This is a genomic window from Vibrio sp. R10-SG3-ISO10 (genome assembly GCF_059834185.1).
This window is the reverse complement of sequence record NZ_JCBDHG010000020.1, coordinates 410,009-435,941: the sequence shown is the minus strand read 5'-3', so window position 1 is coordinate 435,941 and position 25,933 is coordinate 410,009. Positions and strand designations below refer to the sequence as shown.

General features: G+C 43.8%; 26 protein-coding genes. 8 read left to right on the top strand and 18 right to left on the bottom strand.

The window, feature by feature from the left end:
* Nucleotides 1-268: 268 nt before the first annotated feature.
* The 9 genes from AC6R16_RS11995 to htpX form a co-directional block, all read right to left on the bottom strand.
* On the bottom strand, nt 269-802 hold the full coding sequence (locus tag AC6R16_RS11995) for a DUF3833 domain-containing protein (RefSeq protein WP_500674489.1): 534 nt from the start codon (nt 800-802) through the stop codon (nt 269-271).
* On the bottom strand, nt 802-1,347 hold the full coding sequence (locus AC6R16_RS11990; protein WP_500640734.1) for a chalcone isomerase family protein: 546 nt from the start codon (nt 1,345-1,347) through the stop codon (nt 802-804). Before AC6R16_RS11990 ends, AC6R16_RS11995 begins: the two co-directional genes overlap by 1 nt.
* Nucleotides 1,301-1,822 (bottom strand): DUF2878 domain-containing protein, encoded by a 522-nt coding sequence (locus AC6R16_RS11985; protein WP_500674488.1) that lies wholly within the window; start codon nt 1,820-1,822, stop codon nt 1,301-1,303. The genes AC6R16_RS11990 and AC6R16_RS11985 overlap by 47 nt, the downstream gene beginning before the upstream one ends.
* Nucleotides 1,823-1,845: 23 nt before the next feature.
* On the bottom strand, nt 1,846-3,093 hold the full coding sequence (locus tag AC6R16_RS11980; protein ID WP_500674487.1) for a class I SAM-dependent methyltransferase: 1,248 nt from the start codon (nt 3,091-3,093) through the stop codon (nt 1,846-1,848).
* A 15-nt stretch (nt 3,094-3,108) separates the two neighbouring features.
* On the bottom strand, nt 3,109-3,888 hold the full coding sequence (locus tag AC6R16_RS11975) for a DUF1365 domain-containing protein (RefSeq protein ID WP_500674486.1): 780 nt from the start codon (nt 3,886-3,888) through the stop codon (nt 3,109-3,111).
* A gap of 1 nt (nt 3,889) precedes the next feature.
* Nucleotides 3,890-5,170: an NAD(P)/FAD-dependent oxidoreductase gene (locus tag AC6R16_RS11970; protein ID WP_500674485.1), complete on the bottom strand. Its 1,281-nt coding sequence runs from the start codon at nt 5,168-5,170 to the stop codon at nt 3,890-3,892.
* 10 nt (nt 5,171-5,180) lie between these two features.
* Nucleotides 5,181-5,909: an SDR family NAD(P)-dependent oxidoreductase gene (locus AC6R16_RS11965; RefSeq protein WP_500674484.1), complete on the bottom strand. Its 729-nt coding sequence runs from the start codon at nt 5,907-5,909 to the stop codon at nt 5,181-5,183.
* On the bottom strand, nt 5,906-6,325 hold the full coding sequence (locus AC6R16_RS11960; protein WP_500674483.1) for a nuclear transport factor 2 family protein: 420 nt from the start codon (nt 6,323-6,325) through the stop codon (nt 5,906-5,908). Before AC6R16_RS11960 ends, AC6R16_RS11965 begins: the two co-directional genes overlap by 4 nt.
* Nucleotides 6,326-6,515: 190 nt before the next feature.
* Nucleotides 6,516-7,379 (bottom strand): protease HtpX, encoded by an 864-nt coding sequence (gene htpX / locus AC6R16_RS11955; protein WP_004746881.1) that lies wholly within the window; start codon nt 7,377-7,379, stop codon nt 6,516-6,518.
* Between the two features lie 304 nt (nt 7,380-7,683).
* On the opposite strand from htpX, the gene AC6R16_RS11950 reads away from it, so the two are divergent.
* Nucleotides 7,684-7,851: a hypothetical protein gene (locus tag AC6R16_RS11950; protein ID WP_004746882.1), complete on the top strand. Its 168-nt coding sequence runs from the start codon at nt 7,684-7,686 to the stop codon at nt 7,849-7,851.
* A 52-nt stretch (nt 7,852-7,903) separates the two neighbouring features.
* Here the strand turns inward: AC6R16_RS11950 and bioD are convergent, their stop codons facing one another.
* From bioD to bioB, 4 genes are read right to left on the bottom strand one after another with little or no spacing between them, the layout of a single operon-like run.
* Entirely contained in the window at nt 7,904-8,587 is a 684-nt protein-coding gene (gene bioD / locus AC6R16_RS11945) for a dethiobiotin synthase (RefSeq protein ID WP_425666634.1), read from the bottom strand.
* Nucleotides 8,584-9,387: a malonyl-ACP O-methyltransferase BioC gene (bioC, locus tag AC6R16_RS11940; RefSeq protein ID WP_500674482.1), complete on the bottom strand. Its 804-nt coding sequence runs from the start codon at nt 9,385-9,387 to the stop codon at nt 8,584-8,586. Before bioC ends, bioD begins: the two co-directional genes overlap by 4 nt.
* A gap of 4 nt (nt 9,388-9,391) precedes the next feature.
* Nucleotides 9,392-10,534, bottom strand: a complete 1,143-nt coding sequence (bioF, locus tag AC6R16_RS11935) for an 8-amino-7-oxononanoate synthase (RefSeq protein WP_500674481.1) — start codon at nt 10,532-10,534, stop codon at nt 9,392-9,394.
* A complete protein-coding gene (gene bioB, locus AC6R16_RS11930; RefSeq protein ID WP_500674480.1) occupies nt 10,521-11,573 on the bottom strand; it encodes a biotin synthase BioB in 1,053 nt (350 codons plus the stop codon). Before bioB ends, bioF begins: the two co-directional genes overlap by 14 nt.
* A gap of 132 nt (nt 11,574-11,705) precedes the next feature.
* Between bioB and bioA the strand changes: the two genes are divergently transcribed.
* A complete protein-coding gene (gene bioA / locus AC6R16_RS11925; protein ID WP_500674479.1) occupies nt 11,706-12,983 on the top strand; it encodes an adenosylmethionine--8-amino-7-oxononanoate transaminase in 1,278 nt (425 codons plus the stop codon).
* A gap of 76 nt (nt 12,984-13,059) precedes the next feature.
* On the opposite strand, the gene AC6R16_RS11920 is transcribed toward bioA, so the two are convergent.
* Both AC6R16_RS11920 and AC6R16_RS11915 read right to left on the bottom strand, forming a co-directional pair.
* The gene (locus tag AC6R16_RS11920; protein WP_500674478.1) at nt 13,060-13,737 is read right to left on the bottom strand and encodes a DUF2057 family protein; all 678 of its coding nucleotides are present in this window, start codon (nt 13,735-13,737) and stop codon (nt 13,060-13,062) included.
* 118 nt (nt 13,738-13,855) lie between these two features.
* Nucleotides 13,856-14,821, bottom strand: coding sequence for a porin (locus AC6R16_RS11915; protein WP_500674477.1), 966 nt, complete (start codon nt 14,819-14,821; stop codon nt 13,856-13,858).
* A 516-nt stretch (nt 14,822-15,337) separates the two neighbouring features.
* Between AC6R16_RS11915 and dinG the strand changes: the two genes are divergently transcribed.
* The 5 genes from dinG to AC6R16_RS11890 are packed head-to-tail and all read left to right on the top strand — an operon-like array spanning nt 15,338 to nt 20,094.
* Entirely contained in the window at nt 15,338-17,410 is a 2,073-nt protein-coding gene (gene dinG / locus AC6R16_RS11910; protein ID WP_500674476.1) for an ATP-dependent DNA helicase DinG, read from the top strand.
* A 56-nt stretch (nt 17,411-17,466) separates the two neighbouring features.
* On the top strand, nt 17,467-18,246 hold the full coding sequence (locus AC6R16_RS11905; protein WP_500674475.1) for a sulfite exporter TauE/SafE family protein: 780 nt from the start codon (nt 17,467-17,469) through the stop codon (nt 18,244-18,246).
* An 8-nt stretch (nt 18,247-18,254) separates the two neighbouring features.
* On the top strand, nt 18,255-18,803 hold the full coding sequence (locus AC6R16_RS11900; protein ID WP_500674474.1) for a primosomal replication protein: 549 nt from the start codon (nt 18,255-18,257) through the stop codon (nt 18,801-18,803).
* Nucleotides 18,803-18,973: a pleiotropic regulatory protein RsmS gene (gene rsmS / locus AC6R16_RS11895; RefSeq protein WP_004746908.1), complete on the top strand. Its 171-nt coding sequence runs from the start codon at nt 18,803-18,805 to the stop codon at nt 18,971-18,973. The genes AC6R16_RS11900 and rsmS overlap by 1 nt, the downstream gene beginning before the upstream one ends.
* Nucleotides 18,961-20,094 (top strand): ribosomal protein uL16 3-hydroxylase, encoded by a 1,134-nt coding sequence (locus tag AC6R16_RS11890; protein WP_500674473.1) that lies wholly within the window; start codon nt 18,961-18,963, stop codon nt 20,092-20,094. Before rsmS ends, AC6R16_RS11890 begins: the two co-directional genes overlap by 13 nt.
* Nucleotides 20,095-20,179: 85 nt before the next feature.
* Here the strand turns inward: AC6R16_RS11890 and AC6R16_RS11885 are convergent, their stop codons facing one another.
* The gene (locus tag AC6R16_RS11885) at nt 20,180-22,297 is read right to left on the bottom strand and encodes a methyl-accepting chemotaxis protein (RefSeq protein WP_500674472.1); all 2,118 of its coding nucleotides are present in this window, start codon (nt 22,295-22,297) and stop codon (nt 20,180-20,182) included.
* Between the two features lie 209 nt (nt 22,298-22,506).
* On the opposite strand from AC6R16_RS11885, the gene xthA reads away from it, so the two are divergent.
* A complete protein-coding gene (xthA, locus tag AC6R16_RS11880) occupies nt 22,507-23,313 on the top strand; it encodes an exodeoxyribonuclease III (protein WP_500674471.1) in 807 nt (268 codons plus the stop codon).
* 298 nt (nt 23,314-23,611) lie between these two features.
* Here xthA and AC6R16_RS11875 read toward each other — a convergent pair whose 3' ends face one another.
* A complete protein-coding gene (locus AC6R16_RS11875) occupies nt 23,612-24,364 on the bottom strand; it encodes a substrate-binding periplasmic protein (protein WP_239826118.1) in 753 nt (250 codons plus the stop codon).
* A 198-nt stretch (nt 24,365-24,562) separates the two neighbouring features.
* The gene (gene fabV, locus AC6R16_RS11870; RefSeq protein ID WP_239826119.1) at nt 24,563-25,765 is read right to left on the bottom strand and encodes an enoyl-ACP reductase FabV; all 1,203 of its coding nucleotides are present in this window, start codon (nt 25,763-25,765) and stop codon (nt 24,563-24,565) included.
* Nucleotides 25,766-25,933 lie beyond the last annotated feature (168 nt).

Here is a 25,933-nt window from a genome sequence, read left to right as displayed (position 1 = left end):
ATGAGGGTTGACGTGAAGGCGTCAACCTTTTTTGTTTGGGAGAGCTAGAAAACTGGAAAACTGGAAAACTGGAAAACTGGAAAACTGGAAAACTGGAAAACTGGAAAACTGGAAAACTGGAAAACTGGAAAACTGGAAAACTGGAAAACTGGAAAACTAAGGTTGAGCGAGCACGCTAGAGAGTCAACTTTATTTTTCCCGAAGGGCGTAGCCCGCTCCCGTTTTCCAAAAGCGTAGCGTTCCATAGGACGAAGTCCGTTCCTTTACCTCACTGCTTCTGGAAAAACAGCGTAATCTTCCCGACTTCAATGCCAAACTTCTTAATCTTAGTCAGATTAAAGACATGATTTTCATCTTGGCGGTATAACCAATCATCGAAGCTTACGACTACGGTAGAGTCTTCCATTTGTAGTTCAAAATCATATTGCCACTGAAGTGCATTGCCCACTTCTCTCCCTGTAGCGACCCCAATGATGTCGTCAGCACTTCCTTGATATCGCCCATCGCCTAAGCGTTCAATGGTCCAAATTCGTTGGGATTTTTCACCATCATCAAACACAAAGTCTTCAACGAGAGTGAGAGTATTTTCGTTTACACTACCGACAATCACAACCTCAAAACGGCGAGTCTGTTTATTGGTGTAATCTTGCAGCATACCCCAAGCCATTGACTTGCCTTCAAAGTACTCAAACAAGTTGAATTCAGGCTTGCTGTCTCTGTAGTCATCTAGATCACTCGTACACCCTAAAATCAGTAGAGTGGTTAGCAATAGTAAGATTGTCTGCCCTAGGCGTTTAAACATCAGTTTCTCCCAATTAAACGTTCTCTGAGCCCCGGATACTCAGTATTTGGTGATAACCATATTGCGAGAAATGCATCGTTAAACGCCTCTTCCTCAATAGAGCCAATAAGCCGATCGTTTACCATAGGTTTAGAATAGAAAAAGCTACCTCTGTACCCGTCTGTCACATAGGTCAGGCTGTTGCCTTCTTCTATGTCGGGGAAGATGTTTTCTAGCCTAGCCGCCCACTCTAGCATTTCACTCTGCTTGTAACCGAGTTTTTGCCACTGTTCGACCGTTGCGTCGAGCAATTGTTTTTGAGAGATATCTCTTTGGTAAGTAATCGAAAGTGCAAGTGGATGAGGTGTAATATCCTGTTCAACAACATAACCACCATTTGGCGTCAGTAATTGAGATTCATAAATATCAAAGAAAAACATGGTTAACTGAGCTTGGCCAACACTGGACCAACTTTTCCAGCTTTCAACGTTATGTCTTGAAGACTCAGACGCAAAAACACTACCGGTCAGCATTAGGAACACTGTTATTACTACTATGCGCTTCATATCCGTATACCTTCACAATCAATGCAATGATTAGAGTCCACTCAACGAGCAGTATGCTCACCATGGTGAAGGTAGAAGCCCCAAATGAAACGGCTCCAAGACTTTCCCCCGCGATGTAGCTAAGCGTTCCTCCAATCCCTCCTACCATTGATACGACGGTTAAAGGATACTGGCTCAATATCGGATACAAAAAATAAGCATACCAAGCAAAGATTAGCCACAGTGCAAACAGCCAAACGGGGAAATACTCGTGTTGAAACTTAAACCAGCCAATCGTTAAGTTGGTAAAATCAACTGCAACGCCTAAAAAAACAACAATGACATACTTAAACCAATTAAGTGTCACTTTCGCAGCTGAGTAAACGAGAGTCAGTACGACAAGGGATAATGTCAGGTATTGCAGGTCGTAATTGCCGATAACCGCACAGAACCAGATAACTTGAAACCAAGTTGAGACAATTAGTAACCGTTTCATCACGTGCTCCTTTAATTTGGCTTCTAAGGGCGCTGAAAGGTCATGTGAACAGTGCTGATTGATTTTGCACGAAAGCCACCTTCACAGTAGCAAAAATAGTAATTCCACATTCTTACAAATCGCTCATCAAATCCCAAGTCAGAGACCTGTTCACGAGCTTGGTTGAATTTCAGATACCAGTCTCTAAGAGTTTTGGCGTAATCCTCACCAATGTCGTAAAGATCTCTCAGAACAAGGTCACTATGTTTTGTTGTGGACTGTGTTAATGCAGTGATCGACGGTAAAAAGCCACCTGGGAAGATATATTTCTGAATAAAATCAACATTATTGCTGTAATAATCGTAGCGTTGGTCTGCGATGGTGATAGCTTGGATTGCCATCAGTCCACCCGGCTTCAACAATGACTGACACTTTTGAATGTAAGAGGTAAGAAACTGCTTGCCAACGGCCTCTATCATTTCAATCGATACGAGCTTATCAAAAGCCCCATCCAACAAACGGTAGTCTTGTTTGAGCAGGGTAATCTTATCTTGCAAGCCCTTCTCTTCTATCTTCTGCTTCGTGTATTGAAACTGCTGTTCAGAAATAGTCGTGGTTGTAACATGGCAACCATAGTTTTCTGCCATATAGATTGCCATTGCTCCCCACCCAGTTCCTATCTCAATCACGGAATCTTTAGACGAGAGCTTCAGTTGCTGACATAAGCGATCCATTTTATTGATCTGGGCTTGCTCTAGCGTGTCATTAGGCGATTCATAAATACCTGATGAATAAAGCATGCGACTATCAAGGAATGTTTCGTAAAGTTCATTACTCAGATCATAATGAGCTTCAATGTTTTTTGCCGAGTTCTCTACCGTGTTGCGATTTAACCAGTGGCCAACTTGATACATGAGCTTCGACAAAAAGCTTGAACGGCTTTCTATAGTGTCTAAAGTTGACAGGTTCATTGCCATCAACTCCATTAAAGCGGTGAGATCAGGGCTTTCCCACCATCCGTCCATGTACGCTTCACCAGCAGCAATGCTACCACCTTTCAGTAAGCGAGCATAAAAAGCAGGATTTTTGACCTCAATAATGGCGCTAGGTTGACCCTTCTGCGGACGACCAAAGCTCTCTCTGACTTGCGTATCACCTTGAGAACCAAAAGATTCGATGATGGTCAAGGAGCCATACTGAATCTTGTACAAACATGAAAATGCGATGTTTCGGGCTGTTTTCTGCACCGAAGTTAACTGCGCAGGCAAAGGTAGCGTTTGTGAGTTAATCATTTCTTAGGCTCCTTGTTATTTTTCTATTTTCGCGCTCTGAGACTGTTGAATTTCATCACCCTGCCTATATTTGGGGTGAGAATAAAACGGCGCTCCTTTGATCCATAGCTTTAATGCATGCCAATAAATGCCGACAGTCACTTTTACTGCCATTATTGGTGTAACGATCAAATGTTTGAGTAGAACGCGCGAACACAGTGTTTCCCCAACCATTTTCATTGTGGCATCAAACTCTTTATGGCTACGATGACACTCCAAGTGAATCGAGAGACGCTGATCAATAGGCTTAATTTTCCAAACGTACTCTTGCTCAATCGGATTAAAAGGCGAGACATGAAACGCTTTTGCATGCCTCCAAGTTTCTTGATCATTCGCATCTAATAAATAGTAGTAGCGTTCGTTCCAAGGTGTGTTACTAACCTCTGCCAGTAAGTAGCACCACTTTCCACTCTCATCGTAAATGTAGTAGAAATTGACCGGACTAAAATAGATGCCAAAATACCTTAGGTGGACCACAGCTTTAACGCTTCCTTTTGTCGTCTCACCGCCAAGTTCTAAGACTTTGTTAAATACCGCCTGTTTTAAGTCCCCTGAACCCAAGTAGTCATCACGTTTAAACCTGGCCCAATGCCACCAGCGAGTTCCGAACCCCCACACCTTACTTTGCAAAAGTTCAAGCTCATCTAAGTCTAGACATGGCATAAATAAGCGGTAGTTCAAAGCGTGTTGAACGGGAGTAAAGCGCCTGTGCCTCACATCACCGACATAAAGGCAGCTACCCTTTCCTTCGAACATCTTAAGCCACTCCCTGAGAACCGAGGTTGGAATCAAGAAGATTGATTCCTCTCACTATGTCTAGAGCGCTTCGTACACCATCTTCATGGAAACCGTTGTACCAATACGCACCACAGAACCATGTTCGAGATAGACCGTTGATTTCGTCGCGTCGAGCCTGTGCCTCTATGGATTGCTGGTTAAAAACCGGATGGTGATAAACAAAGCGCTTCAATATCTTTTCCTGCGAAATTTGTTCACTGCTGTTTAAAGAAACACAGAATGTTTTCGGTGCATCAATGTGCTGCAATATGTTCATATTGTAGGTCAATGTAGGCGCTCTGCCTTCTTCGCCTTCAGTGCCTTCAAGCCAATAGTTCCAAGATGCCCATGCCGCCTTTCGTTTTGGCAATAAGCTTTCATCTGTATGCAAAATGACTTCATTGGCTTGATAAGCAAGATTGGATAAAACAGATTGCTCAGTTGCACTTGAATCGTTTAAAAGCTGTAGAGCCTGATCGCTATGACACGCAAACACAACTTGGTCAAACCTTTCTGCCTGACCATTAAAATGCAGCGTCACACCAGCTTGGTCTCTGACTACAGAATCAACAGGAGTGTTAAGGCGAATCTTATCAGCAAACCCTCGGGTAAGAGGCTTAATGTAGGCTCTTGAGCCGCCTTTAATGACATACCATTGCGGGCGATTGGTGACATCGAGAAGACCGTGATTAAGGAAAAATCTCGCAAAGAAGGGCAATGGAAACGCTCGCATATCTGCCAAAGTCGAAGACCAGATAGCCGCACCCATTGGCAAAATATAGTTGTCGCAGAAGTAGTCACTAAAATCACGCGAAGTGAGGAAGTCTCCAAGCGTTAAATCGACCATATTGGGTTGATTGGCTATCTCTTTGACTTCTTTGTTGAAGCGGAGAATTTCAAAAATAAACGAGTAAAATTTAGGATTTAACCAATTGCGTTTTTGAGCAAACAGTGTCGACACAGTATGGCCATTATATTCAAGCCCATTACTATCGTTTCTTACGCTAAAACTCATTTGGCTTGGCCTGCCCTCCACTCCAATCTCTTCCATCAAAGCAATGAAATTGGGGTAGGTTCTGTCGTTATAGACAATAAAACCTGTATCTACAGAGTAAGAACTACCTTCAACGTCGATATCAACAGTTGCAGTATGCCCGCCAATGTAATCATTCGCTTCAAACAAGGTGATGTCGTGATCTTTATGTAAATAGTAACCACAAGTTAACCCTGATATTCCTGTTCCTATAATGGCTATTTTCATTGTCCAGTTCCTATCCTTGAGCGAGTAGCTTGGCAGTCAGTGCATTTTGCCAGCGATATGGGAGAGCGCCGATCAAGCGTAAAATTGAGGTGAACTTCCTAGGGAAATAGATGTGCTCTTTTCCTTTCGCAAGTCCGTCTCTTATCTCCTTAGAAGCCCTCTGAGGGGAAATTAACATTGGCATTTCAAAGGTGTTTTTGTCGGTCAACGGTGTTTTGACGAATCCAGGGTAAATAATCGATACATCAATGCCTTGCGGCTTGAGATCCACCTGAAGAGTTCGTGCTAAATAACTTACTGCCGCTTTCGATGCACCATAAGCTTCCGCTCTAGGCAAAGCCACCTCGCTCGCAATCGACCCTACTATGGCGAGTCGTTGTCCACGCGAGAAATACTTCTGACAAGCCTCAATAGCGTTGGTAAGCCCGATAACGTTAATGTCGAAAACACGTTTCATCAGAAGCGCATCAAGCTTTCCATCATCTACGTACTCGCAGTCACCTGCATTTAAAATCCAAAGGTCGGGAGTGCTGTGTAGGGTGCTAAGAGCAACACTCGTCGCCTCTAAGTCTGTGAGGTCAAAAGCAATTGGGTGCAAGTTGGAAAACGTCTCTTTTAGCTCACTTAATCGCTCTTCATTCCTACCACAGGCATAGACTTCGAAACCGTTATCGGCATAATCTTTTGCAAGTTGGAGCCCTATTCCCGAAGTGGCCCCCGTTATTAGAACCGTCTTCATTTGCCCAACCTTTGCTTAATTGTTTTGATGACCGAGCCGAGTAGAGGTAGGTTTTCGTAGAGCATCTCTCCAAGGTCAAAATAGTCACGATGGTAAATAACTCGACCTTGAGAAAATTTCAGATGGCTAACACCATTAACGTACACCACAGAACCTTTTGATAGCTTTGGATGTTCCAGCGCCATCTGCCAAGTTAGAAAGCCACTGTTTCCTGTTTGCTGGTGCTCAAGAATGTTGAAATCACAACGCGTCACATTGGAGTAAAGAGATTCAAAGTAGGTTTCTAACTCTCGCCAACCTTCTAACCTGTGCGCAGCATCTTCAAAAACAACCTCGTCATGATATACATCGGATAAAAGATGAAGATTTGATTTGTTCAGCTGTTGATAAACCTCGCCTACCGCCTGTACATCCATTCGAAACACCTCATTCAATCTTGTACATTTATTTTTTTTGTACAACAATTTAACCATAGATGATTTCTAAAAGTTGTACAAATTTTAATTTGTATAAATTTTTGTATAACTTGTACGTGGAGTTTTTTAAAAGAGATCAAAAAAAGGCTTGGTTTTAAACCAAGCCTTTTCAATGGATTAGATGCGAAAACTACGAATTTCGTAGAGCTGAGATGCGTTTGTCTAACGGTGGGTGACTCATCAATAACTCTGTCATAGAACGTTTGCCATTAATACCAAACGCCATCATAGACCCTTCAAGTTGAGATTCGTGGCTTACTTTTAGTCGCTCTAGAGCGGCGATCATTTTATGTTTACCAACTAACTGAGCCGCACCTGCATCAGCATGAAACTCACGATGACGGCTGTACCACATGGTAATGAAGCTCGCTAAGAAGCCGAACAACAACTCCAACACCATACTTACGCCAAAGTAGACCATCATATTGCTGCCACCCTCTTCTTCATTATCGTTTGACGCCACTATGTTAGCGATAAAACGCGACAAGAAGATAACAAAGGTGTTCACTACGCCTTGCATCAAGGTCATGGTCACCATATCACCATTCGCAATATGACTCACTTCATGCGCAAGAACCGCTTCTGCCTCATCACGAGTCATATTGTGTAGAAGGCCTGTCGAGACAGCAACTAAAGAATCATTGCGTTTTGCACCAGTCGCAAATGCGTTGATATCTGCTGAGTCGTAAATCGCTACCGTCGGCATACCAATGCCCACTTGTTCAGACTGACGACGAACCGTTTCTAATAGCCAGTGTTCAGTCTCATTACGTGGGCTTTCAATCACCATCCCGCCCACAGAGCGTAACGCCATACCCTTCGACATCATCAATGAAATAAATGAACCACCAAAGCCAAAAACAGCTGCCATAACTAGTAGCCCTGACAAACTACCTGGCTGCATCCCAGTCATTGCATACACAATGTTGAGGACGACACTCAACACCAAAACAACAGCTAAGTTGGTTGCAAGAAATAACATTACTCGCTTCATTACTTTTCTCCAAAAACCGGAAGCATTTTATTATTGTCCCTAAGAATCACTCTTGGGACTGTTCTTTACCTAATAGATATAGTCTATCCCCTTTAATTACAAGGTTAAGAAGTAAATTGAAACATTTGATTTCTAGAAAGTAAGTTTAGATTTAACACTCAGTAAACAATAGGCACAACAAATGAGTAGAACACCTTAAATAAGGCTACGACTTTTGCGTTAGACTTTGGTCGTATTGTGACTGTTTTCAAACGTGCTAGATTTAGTTGAGATTAAAAAATCCATGTAATAAGGGAACAAAATCATGGTTGAAACTAACAACTATCAAATGGCTATTGATCTGTTGTGTTGTCATCTCGGTATTTCTGAGGATGAGGCAAAGCAGCAGCTTGGGATCTCGGTTGAAGATCAAACTCAAAAACGCATTATAGAGACACAAAGCGCGTTAATGGGCTTAAACCAAGACAAGTAACAAAGACTAATATTTAAAAGGCTGCCAAATCAATTTGGCAGCCTTTTACTTTTTATCGATTTAGAAGTGGCGAAACATCAATATACTTAGCCAAATCCTTGCGCTTAACTTTAGGAACATACGGAATCTCACCAAGTTTTGGCGCAGCGATTTTGTTCTCAAGCATCTCTATAATTTCAGCGTAGTGCTCTGTGCCTGGGTTAACTCGGTTTGCCACCCAGCCAATCACTTCAACACCATCGGCCTTAATCGCATCTAGCGTAAGCATTGCATGGCTAAGACAACCTAGCTTGATACCAACCACCAACACCACTGGCAGTTTTTCTTGCTGTACCCAGCTAGATAAACAATCCTGCTTTGAAACCGGAACGCGCCAGCCACCAGCACCTTCAACCAGCACGATATCTGAGTTTTGTTTGTGCTCAGCTAGCTTATCGCTCAGCACTGAATACTCGATTTCTACATTCTCGCGAATAGCGGCAATATGGGGAGAAGCCGGCAGCTCCAATGCATAAGGATTTACGTCATCGTAAGCTACACTCACTGTTGCAGCGTCTTGCAGATACAAAGCATCCGAGTTACGGAAACCTTGCTCAGTTTTGTCACTGCCTGCCGCTACTGGCTTATAGCCAATCGTTTTTAAATCCTTTTCAGCAAGCGCATTCAAGATTGCTTTCGAAGCAACCGTTTTTCCAACATCGGTATCCGTACCCGCAATAAAAAATGCATCAATCATAGATTAATAACCCCTAAACAGACCTGATATGTTGCAGGTAGAAGACCCTGATGATTTCGATAGGTTTGGTACTCGCCCTCTACTTTAAGCAACGCACCACGACTTGTTAGCCCATTGGAGCGCCCATCAATATGAGTTGCACCGATGCCTTTTAAGTCGCGCATTAGCGCAAAAGACGTTTCATACCAAACCTTGATAGGCGCTAAGTCTAGTTGATGCGCATGGCATTCAGATTGCGCTAACGCAATTTTTACCTGATTGAATGGAATAAAGTCATTGACGTGTTGATATGAGTCAATTTTTGCCCAAGCTTGTTTGAGTTCAAATAACGAGCCATCGAGTAACGTGGATAAATACGCATTACCTTTCGGTTTAACCACTCGCTTAATTTCCCTTAGAGGAATACTAAGGTCGTCACACCACTGCAATGCAAGGCTAGAAAAGACGAAATCGAACTCATTACTCTGAAATGGTAAACACTCAGCATCTCCTTGCTGGTAGTGCACATTTACCGAGCCGCAACGTAGCTTAGCTTCCGCGAGCATTTTGTCAGATAGATCGAAGCAGACGACCACTGCACCACGCTTTAAAAGTTCAAGCGAAAAATACCCAGTCCCACAGCCGATATCGAGTACGGTTTTTCCAGCAAGGTTTTGAGGCATCTTGTCTAGCAGGCGATGTCCAACCTCACGTTGAAACGCGGCATGGTGATCGTAGGTATTTGCAGCTCGGCCAAACGCTTCAGCTATCGCTGCTTTGTTGACTATGTCTTTTGAATCTATCACTACTGCTTGATTCATTAACTTACACTCCTTTCACTGCTTGCTTGAGTGCATCAGCCAATTTGATGACATCTTGCTTATCATGTTTAGTGCTGAGAGTAATTCTCAATCGTGCGCTGCCTGTCGGTACTGTTGGTGGACGAATTGCCGTCACCCAGAAACCCTGATCGCGAAGCTGCTTTGATACACTTGTAGCTTTGTCAGCAGAGCCCAATATGAAAGGCTTTATTGGGGTAATCGTCTCTCTGTAACCTTCACATCCATGAAGTTGCTCATCAAAGCATCGAGATAGCTCAGCGAGTTTTTCTCTTCGCCACTCTTGTGTCTCAATCATTTCTGCTGCTTTATTTAGTGCTATTGCTTGAGAAGGAGGAATCGCCGTTGAGTAAACGTGATGTTTAGCAAACTGGGTTAAATAGTCTCCAACCGAGTTGCTACACATAATCGCCGCTCCCGATAGACCAAACGCTTTACCAAAAGTAACCACCAATATCTCAGGTTGGATCCCAGCATAGTCACAACTGCCCTTCCCTTTGTTGCCCAATACTCCTACACCGTGAGCATCATCAACCGCTAGCCAAGCGTTTTGTTCAATGGCCGATTTAATCGCCTTAAGCGGAGAAAGGTCACCATCCATGCTAAACACACCTTCAGTCACGACCAAGGCACTCTGAGTAAGTAAGGTTTTTAGGTGTGTAACGTCATTGTGCTTGAAGCGCTTCATCGTTGCGGGAGAAAGCATGCCTGCCTCAATTAACGAAGCATGGTTTAACTTATCTTGCAGCAGGAGATCGTCTTTCTTAAGCAATGTAAACAGTAGCGCTTGATTGGCAGAAAAACCTGACCCAAACAATATCGCTCGCTCAAAGCCAAGCCACTGACACAAGGTCTCTTCAAGCTTTTTGTGCGCTGAACTAAAACCTGTGACAAGTGGGGACGCACCGCTCCCATTGCCATACGTGTCGAGCCCTTCTTGCCATGCCTTAGTTAGCTCCTTATCTGAAGCTAAGCCAAGATAATCATTACTGGAGAAGTTTAGATACTCTTGATCATCGTGGGTTAAGCAGCCGGTGTTATTTGGCTCTACAGCCTTAAGCAAGCGAGTTAAGCCCTTAGCTTTTCGCTCACTAAGGGCAGAATCAATACGTTGCTCAAACACTTGCATCGTAGAATAAATCGTCTTTAGTTGGTCTCGCCGCAACACGCTCTACAACGCGATCAAGAAGATCATTTTCTTCAATTTCATCGGGCTTCTGAGATACTTCTTGGCTGTTGATGCCAAGCTTATTGAATAGCTGCATATCTTTATCTTCTGATGGATTTGGCGTTGTCAGCAATTTACAGCCATAGAAAACCGAGTTAGCGCCAGCCATAAAGCATAAAGCTTGCATCTGCTCATTCATGTTTTCACGACCAGCCGAAAGACGAACAGCAGAGCCAGGCATCATGATACGTGCAATCGCGATTAGGCGAATAAAGTCGAATGGCTCAACATCATCAACCTCTTCTAGTGGTGTACCTTTCACTTTGACAAGCATGTTAATTGGCACACTTTCAGGGTGAGTAGGCAGATTCGCAAGCTCTACCAATAGACCTGCTCTATCATTAGCACTCTCACCCATACCAATAATGCCGCCAGAACAAATCTTCATTCCTGCATCACGCACATGCGAAAGCGTATCAAGACGATCTTGGTAAGTACGCGTGGTGATGATGCTGCCATAAAACTCAGGTGAGGTATCTAGGTTATGGTTGTAATAGTCTAAACCTGCATCCGCAAGTGATTTTGCTTGGTCAGAGGTTAGCATACCCAGTGTCATACAGGTCTCTAGACCCATCCCTTTGACACCTTTGATCATTTCAGTCAGGTGCGGCATGTCACGCTCTTTTGGGTTCTTCCACGCTGCGCCCATACAAAAACGCGTCGAACCTGCGCTTTTCGCTTTTTGAGCGGCATCGAGCACGCGTTCCACTTCCATTAAGCGTTCTTTTTCAATATCTGTGGTGTAACGGGCACTTTGCGGGCAGTATTTACAATCCTCTGGACAAGCCCCTGTTTTAATAGAAAGCAACGTACTGACTTGTACATGGTTATGTTGTTGATATTGACGATGAACCAATTGCGCTTCGAACAACAGATCCATAAATGGTTTTTCCATAAGGTCGCGAACTTGCTCAATAGTCCAGTTATGACGTACTTCCACGTGCTTTCCTTTGATTATTGTTGGTTTGAATACTTGGCTAGTCTACTGACACCATGTAGACTGTCAACACAACAAAAAATCAAAAGTTTACACTTGGTTATTTTTTAATCAATCAAATTTCAGGAACTGGACATGGATCTCGCTTTCGACCGCCGTCATATATGGCATCCTTATACTTCAACGTTAACACCTCTGACCTGCTACCCTGTGACATCAGCAAAAGGGGTTCACTTACAACTTGAAGATGGAAAACAGCTCGTAGACGGTATGTCTTCTTGGTGGTCGGCAATACATGGCTATAATCATCCTCACCTCAATGCAGCAGCTCATACTCAGATTGATAAAGTGTCCCATGTTATGTTTGGCGGGATCACGCATGATCCTGCAATCAATTTGTGTAAAAAATTACTCTCATTTGCTCCAAGTAATTTACAGCATGTGTTTCTCGCAGATTCAGGGTCAGTCGCGGTTGAAGTCAGCTTAAAAATGGCACTGCAATATTGGCATGCGAAGGGTGAATCTCGACCTAAATTCTTAACCCTGCGTGACGGTTATCATGGCGATACATTTGCCGCAATGTCAGTCACCGATCCAGATAATTCCATGCACTCTCTGTACAAGGGCTTCCTACCTGAGCACATTTTCGCTGCTTCGCCAAAAACAGGCTTTTGGCAAGATTGGGATCAAAGCGATCTTGATGACTTTAGGTCTAAGATTTCTCAGCACCACAAAGAGATTGCTGCCGTGATCTTAGAACCGATTGTTCAGGGTGCCGGGGGAATGCGAATTTATCACCCAGAGTTCCTTAAAGGTGTACGAGAGCTGTGCGATCAATTTGGCGTGTTGTTGATTCTCGATGAAATCGCAACGGGATTCGGACGCACAGGCAAAATGTTTGCTTGCGAGCATGCAGATATTCAGCCTGACATTTTATGTGTTGGCAAAGCATTAACTAGCGGTTATATGACACTGTCAGCAGCGCTAGCCTCTAGTGAAGTCGCCAATACTGTTTGCGGAGGTGAAGCGGGCTGCTTTATGCATGGCCCAACTTTTATGGGTAACCCACTAGCCTGCGCCGTCGCCACTGCGAGTATGGAACTGCTAGAGAAAAATGAATGGCAAAACCAAACCGCTCAGATTGAACAGCTGTTTGCAGAATTGCTGCCTAAACTAAAAAAATATCAATTGGTTAAAGATGTTCGCTGGTTAGGTGCCATTGGCGTCGTTGAAACAACAGTTCCAGTCAATATGGAGAAGATTCAAGCGCTATTTGTTGAGCAAGGTGTGTGGATACGTCCATTTGGCAAGCTTATCTATATGATGCCACCTTATATAAGTGATCCAGAACATATCGAGAAGTTGGTCTCTGCCATAGAAGCTGCACTCAATAGCCCAGAGTGTTTTAGTTAGTCGTCTGTATCACTCTCGCAAAAACAAAACAGGCTTCCAATTGGAAGCCTGTTTTAGATTCAATTCTTTGTGACCATTACTCTTGGTCAATCATCCAACGGCGGAACACTTTGCGCTCTTCTTTAGATGATTTTAGATACCAAGCTTTTAGCTGTTCCACATTGCTAGTTGCCACTGGTTTAGCCGGAGAGATTTTCTCTACTGTACTTGAAGTAGAAGTTACAGCAGCCGTCGTCGTTGCAGCTACGGCAATTGCTTGGACTTCAACAGGCTTGTCGATAAGCTGACCGTTGTTGAAGTAAATACCCCTTTGACTATTGTGCTTTTCTATAAGAGAGCTCATACCTAGGTAAGGAAACAAGCCCGATTTACCCTTTAAGGCTTCTTGATCATAACTCAAAGCTTTCCCATCCTGCTCTACTTTCCATTTAGGATTAGAGTCTTTAAATGCTAGTTCTGCCTCTCTTACGCTTCGTGCTACTGGGTGTCCAATTCGAACTTCATCACCTGAAACCTCAAGATTTAAGACAAAGGGTTTTGAGGTAAATACCTCTGCTTTACTGCCTCGTCCCAGCTCTTTATCCATACGAACAACAACTTGGTTAAAGCCTTCTTCTATTGTATTGCTTCCTAACTTAGACTCAGCTTCTTGTTGATTGATATATAGTACGGACACACCTTTTTCAGGTATCAACTCCGCAGCAGATAAAGACAGAGGGGACAGAAGTGCAAGTAGGATTGAAATTCGTTTCACTAGTAAATTCCTTAAACTGGGCAGACATAAAAGCTACATGTGCCAATTATCAATATTTACAAATAAAAAAGCCACCCTTTCGAGTGGCTAATATTTAGAGAAATCTAGCGAGTAAGGATTAGAAGCTTGCTTCTACGCCGATAGCAGCTAGGTTATCATTAACGATCGTAGTTTTATCGCTGTCTACTTTAGCAATCTCTACGTAAGCTTTAGTGTTTGGAGCAAGAGCGTATGCAACATTACCGAATAGAACAGTTTCGTCTTTTTGGTCTGCACCGTACTCAGAATCAGAGTAACCAGTACTGAAAGTCCACTTGTCTAGAGTGTAATCAGCTGCAACAGCGTAAGTACGGTTGTCGTGGTTAGTGCCTGCATCATCAATGTCTACATTGTAGTAAGCAGCTTCTAGGTTAATATTCTCGAAACCACCGTAGCGAACTTCTAGAGCTAGCAATGTTTCTTCTTTCTTAACTGCAACTTGCTCAGCGTCAGCGTAGAATACAGTGAAGTCGAAATCAGCTACACGGTAACCCGCTTTAGCATCAACATATGAGTTATCTTCACCTTTAGTGCCAGTATCAGTTGAGCCATTAAGCTTGTTCTGACGGTAAGCAAGAGTACCGTAGAAAGAACCGTTGTCGTAGTCATAACGTAGAGCTTCATCGCCACAAGCTAGGTCAGTGTTGTCGAAGAATGCGTTTACACCAAACTGGTCAGAGTTGTCGATACCAGCGTCATCAATCGCTGTACATAGGCGACCAACTTTGATTGAACCGAAATCTTGAGTGTAAAGCGCTACATATGTGTCGCCGTTTTCAGTAGCTGTTGCATTGTTTGAAGCAGAACCGTCAAATTCCCAGTAAGCACCAAACGAAACCTGATCGTTCATAGCGTAGCGAACATCAAAACCGAAGTCAGCATCTTCGATTTGTTGAGTCATCGAAGAGCTTGTCTTTGAGTTTTGGTAAGTAACTTCGATATCACCTTTTAGGTTAACAGTTACGCCGTCCTGGTTGTAAATTTCGATACCTGCTTGAGCCGAAGCCGCTGCTAGAACTGAAAGAGCTACTAGAGTCTTTTTCATAATAATCCACTGCCTTTTCTATAGAATGGGAATTCCTTGTCCGGTTCCCTTTATGTTTTTTGATGATGATTCCAATCTCTTACTGGTCAGATATCATCGCCACTTAATTTCGGGGTCTAGATTGCAAAAGATTATGCGACGTGTCAAATGATCTAAAAAACTTTGATAAAAAAACATAAAAATCATATATATCAATACTTTGCAGATTTTCAAGGTTAAATTTCGAGCAATATCATGGTTTAATGATGACTTTGTTAGTTTCTTCTAATAAAACCATTTTTAGATTTTTATCCTATATGCGCCGTAAAAACCAGAGCTAAACAGGACTATTAACTACAAAAGCGAAACCATTGGCGTGATATATTTTTTACATTTAGAATTAATTGTAAGTACCTGAAGGTTCAGTTTTTTTTTGTGAACAAGATCCACATTTGATTAATAAGGATTCTATTTCGTGAACTAAGTAGTACTTAGAGAACTGTGCTATGATGCGACACCCGCTATATAGGTCACAGTATGCTAACCAGTAAAATTCAACAATCTATTCGTACCAGTTATCAAAATCTGCAATCACAGCTCGAAAACTTTGTACCTCGTCGAGCTCAGAACTATCTTGTTGCGGAGATAACAAAAACATTGTGTGGCGAATATCACAAATCGACACGGATGATTGTCGCTGAAGCGGGCACTGGAATTGGCAAATCTCTCTCTTATTTAATGGCGACGATTCCCGTTGCCGTGCTCAATAATCGTAAAGTGGTTATTTCAACCGCGACTGTCGCACTTCAAGAGCAATTGGTTGGAAAAGATCTGCCTCTTTATAGAAGGCTCACAGACCGAGAGTTTTCATTTATTTTGGCAAAAGGTCGCCAACGCTATTGTTGTGCTGAGAAACTGGCTTCAGCGAGTGGCGTTGATGGCGGCCAGCTCGCTATGTTTGAATCGAAACCGAAGAAGAAAGACATTGAGCTGCTTGAAACCATGTATAAGTCGCTGGCTCAAGGTAAGTGGGATGGTGATCGCGACAGTTGGCCCAAGCCAATCAAAGATGAGATCTGGCAATTGATAGTCAGTGATAAGCACAGCTGCAACCTTAGTATGCCTGCGCATAGAGATTGTCCGTTTCAAAAAGCGCGTTCTGAGCTTGATAAAGCCGATGTCATCATTGCTAACCATAGCTTGGTCATGGCGGATGCGGATCTTGGCGGCGGTGTCATTTTGCCAGAACCAGAAAACACCATTTACGTTTTTGATGAGGCCCACCACCTACCGCACGTTGCTCGTGACCACTCTTCTGCCGCGGCGAGTCTTAAAGGTGCAGCAAGCTGGCTTGAAAGACTCAATCAATCGGTAACCAAGTTTGCCAATATGGCTGATGAGAAAAGAGTCGCTCGTTTTAGAAATGAATTACAAGATTCTGTTCAACAGCTCATTCCTTCATTGAACCAACTAGCAACGCGCTTTGACCCGGCTCATTTTGAGGAGAACATCTATCGTTTCGAAAATGGAGAATTGCCGAGTTGGCTTGAAGAGGAAGCTAGAGAGCTGAAAAAACTCTCCCATAAAGGCGCGCAAGCCGTAGCCAAGGTTGCGGACCTTATCTCAGAACGAGTAAAAGATGGTGAGCTTGCCAACAGACTCGCAGAGCCTGCTTTAGCAGAACTTGGCTTCTACATTCAGCGCATGGATAACCTCGCGCAAGTTTGGAATCTGATGGCGGAGCCATTAAGAGAGAAAGGCGCCCCACTTGCCCGTTGGCTAGAAGTCAGCCCAGAGCGTGAAGGGGATTTTGTAGTCAATGTTTCTCCGCTCGAAGTTGGTTGGCAACTTGACCAACAAATATGGAGCCGCTGTGTAGGAGCTGTGCTCACTTCCGCGACCATGCGAGCACTGAATTCCTTTAGCTTTTTCTGCCGTCAGGCAGGCGTGAGTGAAAAGGCAGAAGATGGTGTAAGGTTCCTCGCGCTGGCTTCTCCGTTTGACTATCAACAGCAAGCAGAGCTGCATATTCCAAAAATGTCCTGTGAACCTTCTGCGCCTCAATTTACCGAGCAGCTGATCGAAAAATTACCTAATCTGATTGAAAGCAATAAGGCGAATCTCGTTCTTTTCTCTTCTTATTGGCAGATGAATCAAGTGGCTGAAGCCCTCTCAACAGATTTTGTAAAAAGAGATTGGGCCCTGCAGGTACAAGGGCAGGAATCGCGCTCAGAAATACTAAAAAAACATAAAACACTGGTGCAATGCCAAAAAACAAGCGTTCTTTTCGGTACAGGGAGCTTCTCTGAAGGGCTAGATTTGCCAGGAGAGCTATTAGAAAACTTAATTATCACCAAGATACCTTTCGCTGTTCCCACTTCCCCTGTTGAGCAAGCTCACGCGGAATACATAGAAAGTCGCGGCGGGAATCCGTTTATGCAAATCACTGTTCCAGAGGCAAGCAAAAAGTTGATTCAGTCGGTCGGTCGTTTGCTGCGTAAAGAGCGTGATTCTGGTAAAGTCATCATCCTTGATCGAAGAGTAGTGACGAAACGTTACGGCAGCGCGTTATTAGACTCACTCCCTCCGTTTAAACGTATTATTGAATAACAGAGGTCTAGAGGCCTACTCCCACTCTATATATAGAATTAAAGAAGAATAACTATATGGAATTTTTTGAGCCAACCATGTTGTTGGTGTTGGCACTGGTCGCTTTCTTAGCAGGATTTATCGATGCGGTTGCAGGTGGCGGCGGTATGCTTACCGTCCCAGCTCTGCTCTCTTTGGGATTACCTCCGCATATTGCGTTGGGTACCAATAAGCTTGCTGCTACATTTGCATCATCTACTGCCGCGTTTACCTACTATCGTAAAAAGTTGTTTAAACCCCAATGTTGGGTGCGCGCGTTTGTTGCTACTTTAATTGGTGCCATATTAGGTACTCTGTTTGTTGATCTCATCAGTACCCAATGGTTAGAGAAAATATTGCCACTGGTCATTCTTGCTGCAGCGATTTATACGATTTGGCACAAAACGCCAAGTAATGTGAATAATGAATCCCCGCAACCTTGCCCTGTATTAAATAAAAAGCAGTATGCGCAAGGTTTGACGCTTGGGTTCTATGATGGTGTAGCAGGCCCTGGTACAGGCGCATTTTGGACTGTTAGTTCAATGGCACTGTATCGACTCAATATTTTGCTCGCTTCCGGCTTAGCCAAGGCGATGAATTTTACCAGTAACTTCACTTCTTTAATGACCTTCGCGATACTTGGACATATAGATTGGGTACTTGGCTTGACCATGGGTGTGTGTTTAATGGCGGGCGCATTTGTTGGCGCGCACTCTGCGATACGCTTTGGCGCAAAATTCATTCGCCCTGTTTTTGTTACTGTCGTAAGTATCCTTGCGGTCAAACTCGCATACGAAGCTTGGTTTGTTAACCTTTAGGCACATTTATGAGTAAAGTTAAGCAGTTACAATCAACGCTTGAACAACTCGCCATCAACGCTGCGGCTTTAGACCGACAGCGTGGTGAGCACCACCTTGCCCTTTTTGACGAGCGACTGTTTCGGTGTAAAGCCAAGTTGCTCGTTCCATGCGTCAAAGAAACTCAGTCGACACTAGATAGTATCATTCGCGAAGAAGATGCAGGAAAACTGACGGCTATGCGTGCCGAGTATCTGACCGAACGTTTGCTCGCCCAGATCAGTGCTATTCAGCGAGAACTTGCCACCACAACTATTCGTAAAAACGAACCTAAGCACAGCAGCTATTTTAGAAAGCCGATCAACGAGCTCTACCAACATTTGGCGCAGCACCAAGAATGGGAGCGACGTCTAATGGAAATGGTACGCGATAAAGAACTTGCCCTTCAATATGCTCCGCCTTTTCAGCAACAGTCTGTCCAACAAGCGCTAATGGCCACTGAGCAGAGACTTCAACGCTGCCAAGAAGCCAAACTCAAAATAGAAAAGCAAATTACCTACAGAGAGAGAAATCAGTAATGTCTTCGTCGAACTCAGGATTAGACAACGCACCGGATGAAATCAAACTTGCGGTTGATCTTATCTACCTTTTAGAAAGCAATGAGGTTGATCCTAAAGTCGCACTCGAAGCCATCAAGATTGTCCAAGCGGATTTAGAAAGTAAGTTGGAGAACTCATGTACCAACTAAGCTTTGATCTTAAGCATTTTCTCGCTGAGTTCTGGCACAAGAAGCCAACGGTCATTAAGGGTGGATTTACCAACTTCGTTGATCCTATTTCTCCTGATGAGTTAGCCGGCCTCGCGATGGAAGAAGAAGTGGATTCACGCTTCATCACCAACAAAAACAACAATTGGACAGCGCAACATGGACCGTTTGCTGAATCTCATTTCGAATCTTTAGGTGAGTCGCATTGGCAGTTAGTAGTGCAAGCATGTAACCATTGGCACTTAGGTTCCGCTGAATTGATTGAACCTTTTAAACTGTTACCTAACTGGTTGTTTGATGATTTAATGGTCTGCTTCTCAGCACCTAAAGGGGGCGTAGGTCCCCATATCGACCAATACGATGTGTTCATTATTCAAGGTAGCGGCAAACGTCATTGGCGAGTGGGCGATAAAGACGTTGGCCAATACAAAGAGTCGATTCAAGCAGGCGCTTTAAGACAAATCGAAGGGTTTGATGCGATTATTGATGAGATTTTAGAACCCGGCGACATTCTTTATATTCCACCTGGATTCCCTCATGAGGGCGACACGCTTGAACCAAGCATGAGCTACTCCATCGGCTATCGTTCACCGAAAGAACAAGAGCTACTCAGTAACTTTGCTGATTATGTCTTGGCACATGATATGGGCGATGTGCATCTACACAACCCAAATATGAAGCCTCAAGCAAGTTATGGCGAAATCTTATCTTCAGACACAGATTTGCTCGCTGAGATGCTAAAAAACGCTTTAAGCTCTGACGCTGATATTAAGAAGTTCTTAGGCGCGATGCTCAGCCAATCTCGCCACCAGCTTGACATTATTGAGCCAGAAGAGTTACTGACCCCATCGGAGGTTTTCGAGCACCTTGATGCTTCGGGCACACTGCGTAAAGTATCGGGAGTTCGCGCTTTATATCATCAGCAAGCTGCTGATACAGCCTATATTAACGGTGAAGCTTTCCAAGTCAGTGAAAAGTGGCTGCTTGATGCGTTATGTAATCATGAATGCATTGATATTCATTCTTTTACCAATGTGACCGATGAGCAGGCAGTGAGCCTTCTTACTGAGCTTGTCAACAAAGGCTATTGGTATCTCGATTAACTCGCTAATTGACGCTAAGCACTGATACAAAAAGGGTTTCGTACAACGAAACCCTTTTTTATTTTTAACGGTGAGAATCCATTATCTAAACTTTAAACTGATTCACCAACTGCTGCTGCTTATCAGACAGATCGGCAATTTGAGTACTCACCATCTCTGACTCTTCAGCTTGCGTGAGGATCTGTGCGCTCAAATCTCGGATATTGCTAACACTTTGGTTAACCTCTGCTGAAACCGATTGTTGTTCTTCAGCGGCCTTAACGATTTGAGTGTTCATATCATTGATAGACGCGATGGCTTCAAAGATCTGACCCAGCTCTTTGGCCGCACTTTGAACTTGAGCAGCGGAATCATTGGCAAGGTCGTTACCATCTTGAATCGCTTGAACCACATCTCGCGTGCCGTTTTGCACGTTTTCGATCACCTGCCTAATTTCACCAACGGATTCTTGAGTTCGGCTCGCAAGATTACGAACTTCGTCGGCAACGACCGCAAAGCCACGACCTTGATCACCTGCCCTTGCCGCCTCAATAGCGGCATTAAGTGCTAACAAATTCGTTTGCTCTGACACACCTTCGATCACCGATAAAATCTCGGTGATATTGGCGTTGTTTGCCGCGAGTTCTTCTACAACAGGAACCGCTGCTGTCATACGTTCCACCAAACGCAGCATTTCTTGTTGAGACTTGTCTATCACATCTTGACCAGATGCAGCCGCTTCATTTGCTTTTTCAGCTTCTCTTACTGCAATTTCTGCATTTTGAACCACTAAGCCCGCCGTTTGTGTCATCTCTTCAGATGCCGTTGCTACTAAATCAACTTCTTTAAACTGCGAGTCGCTACTGGTGCGAGTTTGCTGCGCGGCAACTCGCGACTGTTGGGTTGTTGTTCCTACTTGAATCGTCGTATCGACAACTTCACTGATAATTGATTGCAGTTTATCTAAGAAGCGGTTGAAACCGATCGCGAGCTGTCCTATTTCATCTTGCGACTTTACATCTAAGCGTTGGGTTAAATCCCCTTCACCTGAAGCGATATCATCTAAGCGTGCAACCACTTCTCGAATTGGCTTCACTAAACGCGAGGCAGAGAAGGCAATCGTAGCAAGACCAAGCACCACAAGCACAATACCTGCGATAAGCTCTGTCGTCACACTCGACTCGACTTGCTGGCTGATTATCTCATCTAGAGCCTCTGCATCTGCAAGCACACTAGAGCGAGGCAGATCAAATAGCACACCCCAAGTCTGATTCGCGACCATAATTGGTGCAAAAACATTAAGCCACTGGCCGTCTTCACTCCACTGTGTCTGAACAGATTGCCCAAACAATAGGTCAGTTAACTTATCCGGAGAAACAATATCACTCACAAATGGCTGGCCGACCGCACTAGATGGATTATCACTGGCGATCAATGAACCATCCAAACTGATCAGATTGACGTTACCACTACCGGAAAACAGCTGTTGATCAGAGTTAACGACAATCCCTGACAGACCATCTAATCGCAGGTCGATGCCAAAGAAACCAATTGTTGTATCATCAATCAAGAGTGGAATTGAAATTGAACTGGTTAAGAATGCCCCACCATCTTGAGTGACTACTCTTGGCGTGGTGATACAGGTATCACCCGATGCTAATGGGCAGTAGAAACGCTCACTGTTGGTTGAGTCTTCTAATACGGCTTCAGATAAAACACTCGAAACAATGTTCTCACCGTTTTGCGCTGTCATCCAATATGGTGCAAATCGACCAATTTCATTGGAACCAACATACTCAGCGTCAACATAGTTACTGTCTTCGTTATCAAGCATATTGGGCCTAAACACCAAGTAGGCACCTTGTACACTCTCAAAATCTATAACCGCTCTGCGTACCATCTCATCCAATGCGGTTCGCAGCTCCTCACTATCACCAAAGTTTTCTTCACTTAGGTTCTTTTGAAACATCACGCTAGATGCGAGCATCTCTGCTCGGTACAAAGCTTCATTTAGAAACTCTGAAACTTGCGTTGCATTAAGCAAGGCGCGAGTCTCTACAATCTGTTCTGACTTGTCGATAACAGACCTTGAACTCTGCTGTTTGATCTGGTGTTGATTAGAAATCGCGTTATAAACGGAAAAGCCAATCAAAGAAAGGGAAGTAACAAGCAGGCAAAAACCTGCTAGGAGTGTGATTTTCCACTGCACTGATAACGTTCGCATAATACATCCTTATAGCAAACTCGGTGTTTCAAATAGACAAATTAATTAATAAGTATCCTTGGAATTACACCATAAACGAAGTAGATATCAATCGAAAGTTTAAAAAAATGTTAAATACTGCCAAGTCCGTTCATCGCCTTCGCCGCGACTGAAAATTGATGCTAGTATTGCCTTACAAAAATTCGAACAGCCACAAGCAAGGAACGGAAATGAAAGTTATCTCTTTCAATATCAACGGTCTTCGTGCCCGCCTTCATCAACTACAAGCCGTGATCGATAAGCATCAACCTGACGTTATCGGCCTACAAGAAATCAAAGTTCACGACGAAGCCTTCCCCCTAGAAGATGTGGAAGCGATGGGTTACAAGGTTTACTACCATGGGCAAAAAGCACATTACGGCGTGGCTATACTGTGTAAGAAAGAGCCTATCTCAGTTCAAAAAGGTTTCCCGACCGATAACGAAGATCATCAAAAGCGTATGATCATGGTGACGTTAGAAGATGACAATGGTGAAAAAGTCACGGTACTCAATGGCTACTTCCCACAAGGCGATAACATCAACCACGAAACCAAGTTTCCGTATAAGCGTCAGTTTTATAAAGACTTGATGACTTACCTCAACGATCATCACAACAATGATGAACAGCTTATCGTTATGGGTGACATTAACATCAGCCCAATTGACGCAGACATCGGCATTGGCGAACCAAACCGTAAGCGTTGGCTGAAAAGCGGTAAGTGTTCGTTCCAACCGGAAGAGCGCGAATGGTTGAAGACATTATTAGACTGGGGCTTTGTCGACACTTTCCGTCAAATCCACCCAGATGTGAACGATCGTTTCTCGTGGTTCGATTACCGCTCAAAAGGGTTCCCAGACAACCGTGGCCTACGTATCGATGTGGTTCTCGCTACACCGAAGCTTGCGGAGAAATGTTTCGAGTCAGATATTGACTACGAATTGCGTGGTATCGAAAAACCTTCTGATCACGCACCGATTTGGTCGACGTTTAAGTAGCGAGAAGCGAGAAGCGAGAAGCGAGAAGCGAGAAGCGAGAAGCGAGAAGCGAGAAGCGAGAAGCGAGAAGCGAGAAGCGAGAAAAAATTAAAGGGTTGGCACAATGTGTCAACCCTGTGTTTTTTATGTCATCCCCGAGAGGGAGGCAAGACTGAGTTGGGGACCTCTTCAAGCAAGTAGATAACTGATTGAGATTCCCTACTCGCTCCTTCGTCACTCTATGGAATGACCGAGTAATGCACGGGGTTCATCTCGAAGGACGAAGTCCGCTCTCGGAACGAAGCGTTCTGAACACGCCTCAATCAACCGCTTTAATCCCATACTTGACTTGCAGTTGACTAACCTGTTCCGCGTGGGTGATTAAGTATTGATTAAAATCACTGATTAGACTTGGGTTGTTGATGTTCGAAAGGTGATAACTGCCACCGACAGACTCGAGCAACCAGGTATTCACATCCAAACTAATACTTTGATCCATTTGTGACAGCAGAAATTGTCCAACGCTGCGATCCATTACCACCCCTTGAACCCTGCCTTTAAACACCATCTCTAACAGTAACTCGGGATTATCTGCTTCAAGCACTTTTAGCTGACCACTTTCAATTACCTCAGAGAGTTTCCAGGGAGTCATGCCCCTTACGATACCCAGCTTGTTAAAGTTAGCCAGCCGTAGGTCTTTATCTTTCTGCTGCACGTACATGACTTCCTCGAGTTCAATCACAGGTGTTGAATAATTGATTTGGTAGCCGACTCTCGACTCAATATTCCATAAGTCGCTATCAGGAAACTTGGCATCAATTTCACCGCTATAAAACTTCTTATATAAGCGATTAATCGGCAATGCCAAATAGTCCACTTTATAGCCATAGGCCTGCCCAAAATTATTGAGAAGTTCTGGCACGTAGCCGGAATAGGAATCCATCGATTTATCGTAGGCGTAGAGGGGATAATAGTTGATGTTCTCGATGCCGATTGTGATCGATTTTGCGTAGCAGCTTAAAGACAAGAAAATAGATAATAACAATCCAACTGCCCGTGAGCCTTTCATCATCGTCTATGCTCTCCAGCGACTAATACCTGCAGTAATTATAGACTCAAAACGCTTTCCACCAGTTTAAATCGAAATACATTCCCCTCAGCAACAAAAAGCCGATGTATTCACATCGGCTTTTAGTTAATTCTAGTTATCGAGATTTCTAAGAGCGAAACGTTCCAGCTCTCCAAAAGGCGGAACGTTGTTCATTCTCTATCAAATCGCGATGAAATCTGCTTTGTAATCTGGGTTTACGTCAGCTTCGTAATCTACGCCTTCAACACCAAAGCCGAATAGCTTCAAGAACTCTTCTTTGTACTCAACGTAGTCAGTCAGCTCTTTTAGGTTTTCAGATGTGATTTGAGGCCATAGGTCACGACAGTGTTGCTGAATGTCGTCACGTAGTTCCCAGTCATCTAAACGTAGACGGTTTTTGTCGTCCACTTGTGGTGCACTGCCGTCTTCTTTGTATAGACGCTCACTGAACATACGGAAGATCTGTTCCATACAGCCTTCATGTACACCTTCAGCACGCATCTTCTTAAATACCATAGCGATGTATAGTGGCATTACAGGAATAGCAGAACTTGCTTGAGTTACAACAGACTTAAGTACTGCAACATTCGCCGTACCACCTGTTGCCGAAAGCTTATCGTTAAGAGCTGTTGCAGCGCGGTCTAGGTCCATCTTCGCTTTACCTAGCGCACCATCCCAGTAGATTGGCCAAGTCAGTTCAGTACCAATGTAGCTGTATGCAACCGTCTTACAACCGTCAGCTAATACGCCAGCTTCAGATAGAGCGTTGATCCAAAGTTCCCAATCTTCACCGCCCATTACAGTAACAGTGTCTTTGATCTCTTCTTCAGTTGCCGGCTCTACGCTTGCTTCAATGATCACGTCTTTGTTGGTATCAACCGCTGTAGAAGTGTAAGTCTCACCGATTGGCTTAAGTGATGAACGGATTAGTTCACCAGTTTCTGGCATCTTACGTACTGGAGAAGCCAGTGAGTAAACTACCATATCAATCTGACCAAGGTCTTCTTTGATCAATTCGATTGTCTTTTCTTTCGCTTCGTTAGAGAACGCATCGCCATTTAGGCTCTTTGCGTACAAACCTTCTTCACGAGCAAGCTTTTCAAACGCTACAGAGTTGTAGAAACCCGCTGTGCCAGGTTTTTTCTCTGTGCCTTCTTTCTCAAAGAAAACACCGATAGTTGAAGCACCGCCACCAAATGCCGCAGCGATACGAGAAGATAGACCGTAGCCACTTGAAGCACCAACAACAAGTACACGCTTAGGTGCATCTTTGATTGGGCCTTGCGCTTTTGTGTAAGCAATTTGTTCTTTTACGTTAGCTTCACAACCCACTGGATGCGTTGTAGTACAGATAAATCCACGAATTCTAGGTTTGATGATCATATTCAACTTCCTTTAAAAAACCCCGCTAGGATAAAAGGTTCATCTAAAGATCGCATCTAATTTCTGTAAAAATGTCGCGAAAATGTAAGTGGTTGGAGCACTTTCAGCGGCTATCGAGATCTTTAGCAAAAAAGAAAGGCACCATAAGGTGCCTTTCGTATCTTTATT